The sequence below is a fragment of the Niveispirillum sp. KHB5.9 genome (genome assembly GCF_048066115.1).
Classification (GTDB): Bacteria; Pseudomonadota; Alphaproteobacteria; order Azospirillales; family Azospirillaceae; genus Niveispirillum.
In genome coordinates, this window is the sequence record NZ_JBLTYX010000032.1 from 26,831 (window position 1) to 40,272 (window position 13,442).

Consider the following 13,442-nt stretch of genomic DNA (forward strand, 5'->3'; position numbering starts at 1 on the left):
TTATGATATTGCTGTTGAATATCCTCTCGTGAAGGGTGCAGCCGCATGTATCGCATCACTCTGGAATGTGACGGGGTTCCCCCGTCGACGGGCGACGAGCTGGCTCGCGACATAACGGAAGCATTCCGACTGCACTATCCGCATGAACACAATGTCATTTGCACCGTCGAGAATGACAAGCTGAAGCTTGTTGCCGAAAACGACTATGATTCCAAAGGGCTCAACCTGATCGATGAGTTCTCAGACAATATTACCGCCTACGCCATGGAAGACTTCGACGGTGATATCAGGTTGGTAAACATCGAAAAACTCGATTGACCTTTTCTACATCTGCACAAAGCAGGCGTTAGGCCTGTGGGGAGTGGATACCCTCCCCACAGGCCTAACGCCCCACCTTCGGCCAGGTGATCGTGTCCACCGACTTGCACTGGTCGCAGACCGCGTGCCAGTCGCCATGGGTGGTGCCGCACGACGTGCAGCGCCAGCGGGGATCGGCGGCGGCGGACATGGCCTGGTTCAGGAAGCCATGCGCCTCCGGTCCCTCGCCCTTTTCCGCCCGCGCCACATCGGCCAGACGGCGATAGACGCGCTGGGTGGCGGCTAGTTCGCGGGTCTTTTCCAGATGGCTGCGGGCCACACCCCAGAGCTTGGCGTTGATCGCCGCCTCACCCAGGGCGAAATGCGCGTCGGCGGCACCGGGCTTCAGCGCCACAAGACCCTCATAGCGCTTCACCAGCGATAGGGCGTTCTGATCCGCCGACACCTCGCCCCAGGCCTTGGCCAGATCGGGATGCGGCGACAAGCGCCAGGTCTGTTCCAGCACCTTGCCGGCCTTGGCATGTTTACCGGCCTTGGCCAGCAGCCGGGCCAGCAAGGCGGCGGCCGGCACGCGCGCCGGGTCCAGGTCGAAAGCGGCCTGGGCTGCTTGCAACGCCGACTCGGGCCGGCCGGTGGATACGGCCTGACGCGCCTCCTCGATCAGCAGGGCAGCACGGCGGGGGGCGGCATCTTCCTTGGCCAGCGCCTTGCTCTTCTGGGCCTTGACCAGGGCGGCATCGGCCTCCAGCCAGTTGCCGCCACCGGCCTCCAACTCCGCCAGGGCCTTGGCGGGCCAGTCGGCTTTGGGACGCAGTTCCAGGGCACGGCGGGCATGATCCAGGGCGGCGGGCCGGTCACCCTTGCCCATGGCCTGGGCCAGCAGCGCCTTGCGCGCTGCCAGTTCGGTCGATGGCTTGGCCAGCATGGCCTTGTAGTAAGTGGCGGCGGCCGGGGCGTCACCGCGCAATTCGGCGGCATGGGCGGCCAAAGGCAGGGTCAGGGACGGTTCGCGCAGCAGCTTTTCCGCCGCCTTGGCGGACTTGGTGGCGATGTCGGCGTCACCGGCGGCGACAGCCACCCAACCCTGGGACAGGGCGCGGAACCCGCCCTCACGCCGGTTGCTGTTGCGGCGGCGGCCCAGGGCACCGGGCCCGCCGCGCAGGATGCGCCAGAGGCGGCCCAGCGTGGCGGCGATCCAGGCCAGCAGCAGCACCAGGATGGCGGCGATGCCTACCGGCATCTCCGCCACATGGTCCAGCCATTCGATGGTGACGCGACCCGGACGCTGCGCCAGCCAGACGGCAGCGGCTACCAGGATGCCGATCTTCAGGAAGAAAATCAGGGATTTGCGCATCAACGGGCCTCCCCGTCCTTGGCCCCGTCCTTCGCCGTGCCCGCCATGCGGGCCAGCGACAGGTCGGCCAGGGTGGCGGCGGCCGCCTCCGCGGCCATGCGCGCCTCGGCCAGCTTCAACCATTCGGCGGCGGGGGCGGCGGCATGGGCGGGCAGCTTCTCCATCTCCTCCACCGCGCGCGGCAGGTCATTGGCCAGCAGGGCCGCCTCTGCACGCGCCAGCACGGCATCGGCATCATCGCCCGCCACCTCGCCCGAGGCGCGGCGCAGCGTGATGACGCTGGCCACACGGCCCAGCACCCGGTCGGTCCAGTGCGCCCCCTCCCGGTCACGGTCGGCGCGCAGCACGGCCGGGGCCAGCAGGCGGAACTTCTCCCGCAGCTCGATATCGCCGGCCAGGCCCGTCTCCGCCGTGGCGGACAAGGGCGCCAGCAGGTCCAGCAGCGCCGTGTCGTTGGCGGCCAGCGCCTGGGCGGCGCGCAACTCCCGTCCATAGGGCCGGCCGGCGGTCAGGGCCGCCTGCAACTGCCCCACGGCGATGATCAGCGCCTCGCCCACGGCCCCCATCTGGCGGCGGGTTTCCAGCATGGTCAGGCGCGGGATCACCTCCGCCGATACCTCCTCCAGCGTCTGCACGCGGTGGGAGAGGGGACCGAGGTCGACACTCTCAGGCTTGCGGTCTTCCAGGGCCGCGATGCGGTCGGCCAGGGCCTCCGTCACCGAGATATCGACCACGCCCTGGGGGGCCGAGTCGGTGTTGGGTACCGGTTCACGCGCCACGACATTGGTATCGCCCGACAGGCGGGCCTCCAGCGCGTCCTGCCGTCTGGACAGGCTGTCCAGCGCGGCTTGCAGTTCCTGCTGCCGTGCCTCCACAGCGATGACGCGGGTTGCCAGGGGGGAGAGGTCGGTAACGGCGGCGGGCGGGGCGTTGCGGTCCAGCCAGAAGCCGTAACCGGACAGGCCGGCGGCACCCAGCGCCACCAGCAGTGCCGTACCGCCCAGCAGGCCGCCGCCGCGCTTCACCACCACAGGGGCGGGTGCCGGCGGGACGGGCTTGGTGGCCGGTCTGGCTTCCGGTGCGGGCTTCTGGCTGGCGATATCGCGCTCCAGCTCTTCCAGGCTCATGCCCTTGCCCGTCTTTTCGGTGTCGCTCATGCTTCAAACTCCCCCTTCACCGCCGGCAGCAGGGCCAGCAGGCTGGCCGCGTCGGGCCGGGCCGCGATACGGATTTCGGTGAAACCGAACCCGGATGCGGCCTGGGCCACGGCGGCCGACAGGCACAGGGCCGTCCAACCGCCGGCCAGCGGCGACAATCCGGCCTTTTGCGCCAGCCTAACAAACAGGTCGGCCGTGCGCGGCGAAAAAAGCGTCACATAGGCCACAAGCCCGCCGCGCAAGGCATCCAACGCCTCGACCGGCAGGTCTTTGGCCGCCACCGCCTGATAGGCGGTCAGCCTTGTGACAACAATGTCTGCGGGTGCAAGTTCCCCCGCCACATCCACCCCGGCCACATGCAGGACATGGCCCTTGCCGGCCAGCAGCGCCGACAGCGAGGCCACGTCGCCGTCGGCGCTGTGCACGTCGGTAAAGCCCAGATCCCGTGCCAGCGCGGCGGTGCGGGCGCCGACGGCATAGAGCGGCCGGCCCCGGTCAGCCGTGCGTGCGGCCAGTGCCCGTACCCCGTTGGCAGAGGTGACGGCGACGGCATCGAAACCGGACAGGTCGATGGGCGGGCCGGGGATCGGCTCGATGGTCAGCACGGGCGCCAGGATGGGGTGATAGCCCAAGGCGGACAGGGATGCGGCCGTCTGCGCGGCTCCCGGTTCCGGCCTGGTGACGAGGACCCCCGTCACACCACCGGCCCGTCGGGATTGACCCCGGCGAAGAAGGCGGCCGGCAGCTTGGATTTCAGCTCCTGCCCGGCATCAATGCCCATGGCCAGGGCGTCCGCCTTGTTGCCGGCGCGGCCGGTGGTGAACCATTGCTGCCCGTCGGGGCGGATCACCAGCGCCTTCAGCGACATAGCATCACCGTTGATCAGGGCCAGGGCGGCGATGGGCGTGCGGCAGGACCCGTCCAGCGTGGCCAGCACGCCGCGTTCGGCCGTCACCCGCAATGCCGTGGCGGCGCAGTTCAGGGCGCGGACGAAAGCGTTGGTGCGGTCATCGGCAATGCGCGTTTCGATGCCGATGGCGCCTTGGGCCACGGCCGGCAGCATCTGGTCTTCCGACAATGCACAGGTCGCCCGGTCGGCCAGACCCAGACGGTTCAGGCCCGCCATGGCCAGCAGCGTGGCATCGACATGCCCTTCCTCCAGCTTGCGCAGGCGGGTCTGGACATTGCCGCGCAGGGCCACGACGCGCAGGTCGGGCCGGCGCATCAGGACGATGGCCTGACGGCGCAAAGACGCCGTGCCGACCAGGGCACCGGCGGGCAGATCGTCCAGGCTGGCGGCCCTGGGGCTGAACCAGGCGTCGCGGTGATCCTCACGCGGCAGATAGGCGGTGATGGCAAGGCCGTCGGGCAGGCTGGTCGGCACGTCCTTCATCGAATGGACGGCCAGATCGACGGAACCGTCGATCAATGCTTGCTCGATCTCCTTGGTGAACAGGCCCTTGCCGCCGGCCGCACTCAGGGTGCGGTCCAGGATGCGGTCGCCTTCGGTCTTGAAGGTGACGATCTCCACGGCGCCGTCGGCCGCCAGTTCCGGGAAGGCGGCGGCCAGACGGTCGCGGGTCTCGTGGGCCTGCGCCAGCGCCAGGGGGCTGCCGCGCGTGCCGATGCGAAGAAGGGCTTTCATAGGCCCCTGCATACCGCGTCCGGGCGCTGTGGGGAAGACCCCGGCGGCAATCAGCCCTTGTCGGCCGCCTGCGCCACCGCCCGCTGATAGGCGGGGCGGGCCTGCATGGCCGCCAGCACGCGGCAGATATTGGGGTGGGTTTGCGGCGTGACGCCGGCGCGCATGGTGGAAACCTCCAGCGGGAAGCTCATCATGATGTCGGCGGCGGAGAATTCGTTACCGGCCAGCCAGGGTGAGCGCCCGGCTTCCTTTTCCACATAATCCAGGTGCAGGTTGACCTGTTCCTTCACCATGCCGCGGATGGGCAGGGCCAGCAGGCCCATCTTGTCGGCGATCAGCTTCAAGAGAAGCTGGGGCATCAGCGAGCCCTCGGCATAATGCATCCAGTAGCGATAGCGCCAATGGGCGTCGGCATCGGTGGGGGCAGGGGCCAGATGCGGGGCGCGGGTGGCCAGCAGATATTCGATGATCAGGCCGGTTTCGGCCAGGACCTTGCCGTCCACCTCCACGATGGGCAGCTTGCCCAGCGGGTGCAGGTCGCGCAGGGCGGAGGGCGCGCGCATGGTCTTGGCGTTGCGGCGATGGCGGACCACCTCATACTCCACGCCCATCTCCTCCAGCAGCCAGAGGATGCGCAGCGAACGCGAGATGTTCAGGTGATGGACGCGGATCATGGTGGTTGCCTCCCCGAATGATTTGACCAACGGAAATAGCACGGTCGTGCGCTGGTTGATATGGTAATGGCAGGGTTGCCCGGGCGCGCTTGCAGGGAGCAGCGCCAACACCTAGTTTCCGTGCCATGAAAGTCCTCGGCATCGAAACCAGCTGTGATGAAACCGCCGCCGCCATCGTCGAAAGCGATGGCGAGGGGCCGGGCCGTGTCCTGTCCAATGTGGTACTGAGCCAGCTGGACGATCACCGCCCCTATGGCGGCGTGGTGCCGGAGATCGCGGCGCGGGCGCATTTGCAGCATCTGGACCGGCTGGTGCGACAGGCGCTGGATGAAGCGGGTGCGGGTTTGGCCGATCTGGACGGGGTGGCGGCCACGGCCGGGCCGGGCCTGATCGGCGGGGTCATGGTGGGGGTGATGACGGGCAAGGCGCTGGCCGCCGTCACCGGCCTGCCCTTCATGGCTGTCAACCATCTGGAAGGCCATGCGCTGACCGCGCGCCTGACCCATGGGGTGGCGTTCCCGTTCCTGCTGCTGCTGGTGTCGGGCGGGCATTGCCAGTTGCTGGCGGTGGAGGGCGTGGGCCAGTACCGGCGCCTGGGCACCACCATCGACGACGCGGTGGGCGAAGCGTTCGACAAGTCGGCCAAGATCATGGGCCTGGGCTATCCGGGCGGACCGCTGATGGAAAAGGCGGCGGCGGGTGCGACCGATCCCGGCCGTTTCGACCTGCCGGTCCCCATGAAGGGCCGGCCGGATTGCGATTTCAGTTTTTCCGGCTTGAAGACGGCGGTGCGCCGGCATGTGGAGATGCTGGGCGGTGAGCTGTCGGATGCCGACCGTGCCGACCTGGCCGCATCCTTCCACAAGGCGGTGGGCGACAGCCTGATCGACCGCTGCACCAAGGCCATCAAGCATTTCAAGGAAGCGTTCCCCGGCGGGAACACGCTGGTCGTGGCCGGCGGGGTGGCGGCCAATCAGGTGCTGCGGGGCCGGCTGATGGATCTGTGCCGGCGGCACCGGTTCGAGTTCGTGGCCCCGCCGCTGGGGCTGTGCACCGACAATGGGGCGATGATCGCCTGGGCGGGGCTGGAACGGCTGCGGCTGGGCCTGACCGACGGGCTGGATTTCGCGCCCCGGCCAAGGTGGCCGCTGGACCCGAATGCGAAGGCCGCACCGTTCGCGGGGGTGAAGGCGTAACGGCCCTCACCCCTAAAACAGATCAGTCCAGGAAATACCGGTCCAGCGCCTTCAGGTCGGCATCCAGCTCGTACACGATGGGCTTGCCGGTGGGGATTTCGAACTGGACGATCTCGTCATCGCCCATGTTCGACAGGTACTTGACCAGACCGCGCAGGCTGTTGCCATGGGCGGCGACCAGCACGCGCTTGCCGGCTTTCACCTGCGGGGCGATGACGTTGGTCCAGTAGGGCACGACGCGGGCCACGCAATCCTTCAGGCTCTCGGTGCGCGGCAGCTGGTCCTTGGACAGGTCGGCATAGCGCGGGTCGGCGTCGGGAAGGCGCTCATCATCCTCGGCCAGGACCGGGGGGGCGATGTCATAGGAACGGCGCCAGATCTTCACCTGGTCGGCACCGTGCTGGGCCGCCGTCTCCGTCTTGTTCAGGCCCTGCAGGCCGCCATAATGGCGCTCGTTCAGCTGCCAGCTCTTGAATTGCGGCACCCAGATGCGGTCCATGGCCTCCAGCGCCAGGTTGCTGGTCTTGATGGCGCGCTTCAGGACGGACGTGTGGCAGATATCGAAATCCAGCCCGGCCGCCTTCAGCTTGACGCCGGCTTCCCTGGCTTCCTCCACGCCCAGGGGCGACAGGTCCACGTCGGTCCAGCCGGTGAACAGGTCCAGCTGGTTCCACACGCTCTGGCCGTGACGGATCAGGACAAGCTTCGTCATCTCCCACATTCCCTTGTGCTTATGCCCCGGCGGTGGGGGCGTTATCGATGCTGGCCTGCGTCCTACCATACGGGACCGACGGTCACCAAGGTCTGTTCCAGGGGGAACGGCCCGCTGTCTGACGCTGGCCCAACAGCATTGCGGCGGCCCTGGGGCCGCCGCAAATCATTCATCACAGTCGATCAATCCGCCGGGCCGATATGCCCGTCGCGGATCATCACTTCGGCGATCTGCACGGCGTTCAGCGCGGCACCCTTGCGCAGATTGTCGGCCACCACCCACAGGGACAGGCCGTTCTCCACCGTGCTGTCCTCGCGGATGCGGCTGACGAAGACATTGTCCTCGCCGGCGATTTCCACCGGGGTGACGTAACCTTCGTCCTGACGGTGATCGACGACGGAGATGCCGGGGAAGGCGCGCAGGGCCTTGCGGGCCTCGTCCGCCGTAATCGGGTTCTCGAATTCGATATTGATCGCCTCGGAATGACCGATGAACACTGGCACGCGCACGGCCGTGGCGGTCACCTTGATGGCGGGGTCGAGGATCTTCTTGGTCTCCACCACCATCTTCCACTCTTCCTTCGTCATGCCGTCATCCATGAACGTGTCGATATGGGGGATGACGTTGAAGGCGATCTGCTTGGTGAACTTCTTCTTTTCCACCGGATCGTTGACATAGATGGCGCGGGTCTGGGTGAACAGCTCGTCCATCGCCTCCTTGCCGCCGCCGGAAACCGACTGGTAGGTGGAGACGACCACGCGCTTGATCCTGGCCAGATCATGCAGCGGCTTCAGTGCCACCACCATCTGGATGGTGGAGCAGTTGGGATTGGCGATGATGCCCTTCTTACGCCAGCCGGACAGGTGGTGCGGGTTCACCTCCGGCACGACCAGCGGCACGTCCGGGTCCATGCGGAAATGGCTGGTATTGTCGATGACGCAGGCGCCGGCGGCAGCGGCCTTGGGCGCGAACACGGCGGAGATCTTGGCGCCGGGGGAGGACAGCACGAAATCGGTGCCGGCGAAGTCGAACTTGGCCAGGTCCTGGACCTTCAGCACCTGATCCTCGCCGAACGACACCTCATGGCCGATGGAGCGTTCCGAGGCCAGGGCGACCACTTCCGACACCGGGAAGTTCCGGTCGGCCAGCGTCTGCAGGATTTCCCGGCCGACATTGCCCGTGGCGCCAACGACAGCGACCTTGTAACCCATTTTCCCGGTCCTCAGCATTAGATTGGGTAGAGACGGGGCGCGGCGAAACATCGTTGCGCCTTGACAAGCCCCGACGAACGCTTTGACTTATTCGCTGGGCGCCCCAATGGCAAGATAATGAACCAAGCGCCCATGTTGCGGGAGGATTGCAGCCATGGCACAGCGGGAATATCAGACGTTCGAGGCCTTCTGGCCCTTCTATCTGCGCGAACATTCCAAGCCTGTGACGCGCGGTTTCCATTATGTGGGCAGCACCATCGCGCTGGGTTGCCTGGTGATGTTCGGCGCCACGCTGAACCTACTCTGGCTGATCGGCATGCCCTTGTCGGGATATTTCTTCGCCTGGCTGTCCCATGCGGCGGTGGAGCATAACAAGCCCGCCACCTTCACCTATCCGCTCTGGTCGCTGATCGCCGATTACCGCATGTATTTCCTGTTCGTGGCGGGAAAACTGGGGCCGGAATTGCGCCGGGCGGGGATTGATGGTTAATAGTTTCCCCAGACCTTTGAAGACCTGAGGACCCGTTCAGTGCCATCCATCCAGGAGATCATCGCCCAGTCCATCAAGGACGCGGACAAGAGCTTCTTCAACGAAGACTATATGAAGCAGGCCAAGTCCGTGGTCGATGCGCTGCGCAAGGCGGGGCTGGAGGTGGTGCCGGTCAAGCCGCCGGACGAACTGGTCACCTACGCGTCGGAAAACATCCCGTTCGGCCGGCTGCGGCCCACCGATTTCATCCGCACCATGTATTCGGTGATGGTGGCCAACGCCCGCAAATTCGTGAGTTGAGGCTTCCCATATTAATGCGTTTGTTTCTGGCCGGCCAGTGTAACGAAAAGCTGTGGATATGACCGTTTGCGCCCCATACTTGGGTGTGCAAGCGGCCAAAGCTCTGTCATAGTTCGAGGGATAAGGGGCCTGGGCAGGCCCCCTACAAGCGGCACTTTGGGAAGGTGGGGCAGGCTTGACGGCTGAGGCGGCACAACCGGCGGACCCGACATGGCGTCGCCCCTCTCCGGAGGAGCTGGTGGAGGCCCTACGCCGTCACGTCAAGCTGATGGACGGCCGCATCGGCGGCCAGCGCGCCATCTTCGTGCTGTGCGACCTGCGCGGCGTCAACCTTTCCAATATGGATTTGCGCAGTGCGGAGCTGACCGGGTCGCGCTTCGACCAGGCGCAGATGGTCAAGACCAAGCTGATCGGCGCAAACCTGTTCGCCGCCGACCTGCGGCTGGCCAATCTGCAGCAGGCCGACCTGTCCAAGGCCGACATGCGCGGCATCACCATGCGCGGTGCCGACCTGACCAAGGCCAAGCTGCGCGACACCGATGTGCGCGAGGCGGTGCTGGCCGTCTATCGCGGTGGCAAGCCGTTGCCGCAGGCCTTCGACGGGCGCATCCCCAATCTGGCCGCCGTCATCGCCAACAATGCCGATTTCTCCGGCTCCAAGATGAACGGGGCCATCACGCTGAAGGCGGATTTCACCGACGCCAACCTGCGCCATGTCGATCTGCGCGGCGCCGACCTGCGCGGTGCCAATTTCAAGGGTGCCATGCTGGACGGCGCCAATTTGCAGGGTGCGCAGTTGCAGGAGGCGGATTTCGCCGGCGCGGTCCTGACCGATGCCATCCTGCGCGATGCGCTGGCGGAGGGGGCGAATTTCCGCGGCGCCATCCTGGACCCTCACGCCATGTCCGACCTGAAGCGCACGGGCGCCTTGCTGCCCGGCACTATGGACGGGGCGGAGCCGGTGGAGGTGCTGCTGGTCGCCCATACGGACTGGGTGATGAGTGCCGGGCGCAGCGGCAAGCGCGGCGATTTCAGCGGCCGCGACCTGATGGGCCAGGATTTCCGCGGACGCAACCTGACGGCGGCCAAGCTGCCCTATGCGTTGGCCCGCCGGTCGCTGTGGACCAATGCCTGCATGGTCATGGCCGACCTGGAATGCACCGACCTGCGTGACACCCAGATGGGCAATGCCGATTTGCGCGGCGCCAATCTGGAGCGCGCGCATCTGGGCGGCGCCTTTCTGCAAGGGATCAATCTGACGCCGTTGGTCAGCGCCGACATGCCCGACCGCCGCTGGCCCACCCGCCTGTCGGGTGCGCGGTTCCAGGGGGCGGACCTGCGCGGTGCCGACCTGCGCGGCGCCATCGCCCATGGCACGGATTTCACCGGTGCCGATCTGCGCGGGGCCAAGCTGGACGGTGCCGAACTGGACGGCGCCAATTTCGCCCAGGCGCGGCACGATTAAGTTGAGATCCGTAGGTCGTGGGTGAGGCGAAGCCGAACCCCGACAAGCGACGGCGCCAAGGAATGTCGGGGTTCGGCTTCGCCTCACCCACGACCTACGATCGGTTTCGTTCTCTTCCCTGCGACAAGCCTACCCACCTTCGCCGCTTGACCTGTCCCCGTTTCCGCGCCTATGAAGCGTTACGTTATAACATACTTCATTGAGGGTTCGGTGATGGGCAAGGACAAGGCGCGGGTCTGGCTGGTGGCGGCGATGATGGGTGGCATGGTGGCCGTCTCTCCCGCCATGGCGCAGCAGGAACCGGCGGCGGACGGTTCCGCCCATGACCGGGTGGAGGAGATCATCGTCACCGCGTCCCCCATCGGGGCCAAGCGGTTCGACATCCTGCAGGGTACGTCCAGCCTGTCGGGCGAGAGCCTGGACCGGGCCTTGTCGACGACGCTGGGCGAGGCGCTGGACCGGCTGCCGGGCCTGTCGCAGTCGGGTTTCGGCGCCGGCGCCTCGCGCCCGGTGATCCGTGGCCAGGGTGGGGACCGCATCCGCATCCTGTCCGGCGGCATCGGCAGCATCGATGCCAGCAGCACCAGCCCCGACCACGCTCCCGCCCTGGACCTGGCCACCGCCAAGCGGGTGGAGGTGGTGCGCGGGCCGGCCACCCTGCTTTATGGCAACAATGCCGTGGGCGGGGTGATCAACGTCCTGGACGGCCGCATCCCCATCGCCGAGCCCAAGGACGGGGTGGACGGGTTCGCCCGCATCGGCATGGGCAGCAACGCCAATGAACGGTCGCTGGCGTCGGGCATCGATGCACGGCTGGACAGCCCGTTCGTGCTGCATCTGGACGGGTTCTACCGCCAGACCGATGATTACAAGGTCCCCGGATATCTGGAATCCCGCATCCTGCATGAGGCGGAGGAGGCAGAGCACGGCCACGCGCATGAGGAGGACGAGGAGGCCAAGGGTACCGTCCCCAACAGCGACTTGCGGCAGAAGGGGGCCACGGCCGGCCTGTCCTATATCGGCGACTGGGGCTTCTTCGGCGTTTCCGCCAGCCGGCTGGACAGCAATTACGGCATCTCCGCCGGCCATACCCATGAGGACGAGGAAGGTGAGGCGCATGAGGAGGAAGGCCCCGTGCGCATCGACCTGGGCCAGACGCGCCTGGACCTGATGGGGGAGGTGAACCAGCCCTTCGCCATTTTCGAGACCACCCGCGTGCGCTTCGGCTGGGCCGATTACAAGCATACGGAGCTGGAAGGCGGGGAAACCGGCACGCGGTTCCTGAACAAGGGCTGGGAAGGCCGGGTGGAACTGGTGCAGAAGGCCATGGGCAACCTGTCGGGTGCCGTGGGCGTGCAGGCGTCGGGCCGCGATTTCCAGGCGATCGGGGATGAGGCCTTCGTGCCGGCCAGCGATACCGAACAGATGGGCGTCTTCACGCTGCAGCGCCTGGACCTGGCGCCGTTCGCGCTGGAAGGCGGGGTGCGGCTGGAGCGGCAGAATATCCAGGCGAACGGCGTCGGGTTCGACCGCGACTTCACGACCGTTTCGCTGTCCGCCGGTGCGTCCCGCCAGCTGGGTGACGGCTGGATGACGGGCATCAGCCTGTCGCGCACCGAGCGTGCGCCCAATGCCGAGGAATTGCTGTCCGATGGCGCGCATCTGGCCACCAGCACCTATGAGCGTGGCGACCCGACCCTGGGCAAGGAAACGGGCCTGGGCGTGGAGGCGACCCTGAAGAAGAGCGGCGGGCCGGTCACCGGGTCGGTCAATCTGTTCCTGACCGACTATGACAAGTACATCTATGAACGGATCACGGGGGCGGAGGAAGACGGCCTGCCCGTGGCCCAGTTCGCCGCCACCGACGCCCGTTTCTGGGGCGTGGAGGTCGAGGCGGAGACGGTGCTGGTCCGCAACGACCAGGCGACCCTGACGCTGGACGGCGGCATGGATTATGTCCGCGCCACCGACCGCGATAATGAGGTGCCCCTGCCGCGTATCCCGGCCCTGTCGGCCCGCGCCGGCCTGGGCCTGGAACTGGCCAGTGTCGCGGCGCGGGTGGAGGGCGTGTGGACGGCCAAACAGAAGCGCACGGCCGAATTCGAGCTGCCGACCGATAGCGCGATGGTGTTCAACGCGTCGATGGACTGGCACCCGCTGCCGGAACGCGACATCACCCTGCTGCTGGAACTGCGCAACCTGACCAATGAGGAGGTGCGGCTGGCCACCTCCTTCCTGAAGGATGTGCTGCCGCAGCCGGGACGTGATTTCCGCGTGTCGCTGCGAGCCGGGTTCTGAGGATGGTGTTTCTCGCAGCGCGGATTACGGTTTGTGCCTGATCCGCGCTGCGAAAGGGCCTACTTCTTCATCAGCCTGGCCGTCAGCTTGATCTCCGTGATGCCCGCGTCGGGCACGAGGCGGGTGATGCCGATGGCGGTCCAGGCGGGGAAGGGGGCCTTGATATAGTTCTTCTTCACCGCCACGAAGGCGTCCAGTTGGCCCGGCACGTCGGTGTGATAGGTGGTCATGTCCACCACATCGTCCCAGCCCACACCGGCCCGGGCCAGGATCTTGCCCAGATGGTCCATGGCGCGGGTATAGGCGGCCTTCAGGTCGGTATCACCCGGCGGCAGGCCGGCGACGACACCCGACAGGTAGACGGTGTCGCCCGTCACCACGGCGTCGGCGAAGCCCCATTCCTCCTGCGCCGCGCGGCCGCGGGGATTTTCCGACATCAGGACCGTGGCGTCCTGCCGGGCACCGGCCAGGGCCGGGGTCGTGGCCATGCCACAGGCCAGCAGGGCCAGTATCAGGCGATGCATCCTCATTTCACACCTTCCATCCTTATTATATGGTTAAGGGGAAGGGTTTAGCAGACCGCACTTTGCCTGACTGTTACGGCATGTAACGGCCCGGTGAC

Annotated in this window: 14 protein-coding genes; 6 read left to right on the forward strand and 8 right to left on the reverse strand. The window is 66.7% G+C overall.

The annotated features are described in order from the left end of the window. Positions 1-45: 45 nt before the first annotated feature. Positions 46-318 carry a hypothetical protein gene (locus ACM9HJ_RS29050; RefSeq protein WP_416575298.1) on the forward strand — a complete coding sequence of 91 codons (273 nt, stop codon included), beginning with the start codon at positions 46-48 and terminating at the stop codon, positions 316-318. Between the two features lie 64 nt (positions 319-382). Here ACM9HJ_RS29050 and ACM9HJ_RS29055 read toward each other — a convergent pair whose 3' ends face one another. From ACM9HJ_RS29055 to ACM9HJ_RS29075, 5 genes are read right to left on the reverse strand one after another with little or no spacing between them, the layout of a single operon-like run. Beyond that, positions 383-1,672 carry a heme biosynthesis protein HemY gene (locus ACM9HJ_RS29055; protein ID WP_416575299.1) on the reverse strand — a complete coding sequence of 430 codons (1,290 nt, stop codon included), beginning with the start codon at positions 1,670-1,672 and terminating at the stop codon, positions 383-385. Further along, positions 1,672-2,829, reverse strand: a complete 1,158-nt coding sequence (locus ACM9HJ_RS29060; protein WP_416575300.1) for a COG4223 family protein — start codon at positions 2,827-2,829, stop codon at positions 1,672-1,674. The genes ACM9HJ_RS29055 and ACM9HJ_RS29060 overlap by 1 nt, the downstream gene beginning before the upstream one ends. Beyond that, the gene (locus tag ACM9HJ_RS29065; RefSeq protein WP_416575301.1) at positions 2,826-3,527 is read right to left on the reverse strand and encodes a uroporphyrinogen-III synthase; all 702 of its coding nucleotides are present in this window, start codon (positions 3,525-3,527) and stop codon (positions 2,826-2,828) included. The genes ACM9HJ_RS29060 and ACM9HJ_RS29065 overlap by 4 nt, the downstream gene beginning before the upstream one ends. After that, a complete protein-coding gene (hemC, locus tag ACM9HJ_RS29070) occupies positions 3,524-4,474 on the reverse strand; it encodes a hydroxymethylbilane synthase (protein ID WP_416575302.1) in 951 nt (316 codons plus the stop codon). Before hemC ends, ACM9HJ_RS29065 begins: the two co-directional genes overlap by 4 nt. A 50-nt stretch (positions 4,475-4,524) precedes the next feature. After that, positions 4,525-5,148: a glutathione S-transferase family protein gene (locus ACM9HJ_RS29075; protein WP_416575303.1), complete on the reverse strand. Its 624-nt coding sequence runs from the start codon at positions 5,146-5,148 to the stop codon at positions 4,525-4,527. Between the two features lie 125 nt (positions 5,149-5,273). On the opposite strand from ACM9HJ_RS29075, the gene tsaD reads away from it, so the two are divergent. Then, on the forward strand, positions 5,274-6,344 hold the full coding sequence (tsaD, locus tag ACM9HJ_RS29080) for a tRNA (adenosine(37)-N6)-threonylcarbamoyltransferase complex transferase subunit TsaD (RefSeq protein ID WP_416575304.1): 1,071 nt from the start codon (positions 5,274-5,276) through the stop codon (positions 6,342-6,344). A 22-nt stretch (positions 6,345-6,366) separates the two neighbouring features. On the opposite strand, the gene gpmA is transcribed toward tsaD, so the two are convergent. Next, entirely contained in the window at positions 6,367-7,056 is a 690-nt protein-coding gene (gene gpmA / locus ACM9HJ_RS29085) for a 2,3-diphosphoglycerate-dependent phosphoglycerate mutase (RefSeq protein WP_416575305.1), read from the reverse strand. A 182-nt stretch (positions 7,057-7,238) separates the two neighbouring features. Continuing rightward, positions 7,239-8,267 carry an aspartate-semialdehyde dehydrogenase gene (locus ACM9HJ_RS29090; RefSeq protein ID WP_416575306.1) on the reverse strand — a complete coding sequence of 343 codons (1,029 nt, stop codon included), beginning with the start codon at positions 8,265-8,267 and terminating at the stop codon, positions 7,239-7,241. Positions 8,268-8,421: 154 nt separating this feature from the next. Here ACM9HJ_RS29090 and ACM9HJ_RS29095 point away from each other — a divergent pair, with 154 nt between their 5' ends. From ACM9HJ_RS29095 to ACM9HJ_RS29110, 4 genes are all read left to right on the forward strand, one after another. Further along, complete coding sequence (locus ACM9HJ_RS29095; RefSeq protein ID WP_416575307.1) at positions 8,422-8,757, forward strand: Mpo1-like protein; 336 nt, start codon at positions 8,422-8,424, stop codon at positions 8,755-8,757. A 39-nt stretch (positions 8,758-8,796) separates the two neighbouring features. After that, a complete protein-coding gene (locus ACM9HJ_RS29100; protein ID WP_416575308.1) occupies positions 8,797-9,057 on the forward strand; it encodes a hypothetical protein in 261 nt (86 codons plus the stop codon). A gap of 238 nt (positions 9,058-9,295) precedes the next feature. Continuing rightward, the gene (locus ACM9HJ_RS29105; protein ID WP_416575309.1) at positions 9,296-10,522 is read left to right on the forward strand and encodes a pentapeptide repeat-containing protein; all 1,227 of its coding nucleotides are present in this window, start codon (positions 9,296-9,298) and stop codon (positions 10,520-10,522) included. Positions 10,523-10,735: 213 nt separating this feature from the next. Beyond that, positions 10,736-12,820 carry a TonB-dependent receptor gene (locus tag ACM9HJ_RS29110; RefSeq protein ID WP_416575310.1) on the forward strand — a complete coding sequence of 695 codons (2,085 nt, stop codon included), beginning with the start codon at positions 10,736-10,738 and terminating at the stop codon, positions 12,818-12,820. A 59-nt stretch (positions 12,821-12,879) separates the two neighbouring features. Here ACM9HJ_RS29110 and ACM9HJ_RS29115 read toward each other — a convergent pair whose 3' ends face one another. Next, on the reverse strand, positions 12,880-13,350 hold the full coding sequence (locus tag ACM9HJ_RS29115) for a Rid family hydrolase (protein WP_416575311.1): 471 nt from the start codon (positions 13,348-13,350) through the stop codon (positions 12,880-12,882). Between the last annotated feature and the right edge of the window lie 92 nt (positions 13,351-13,442).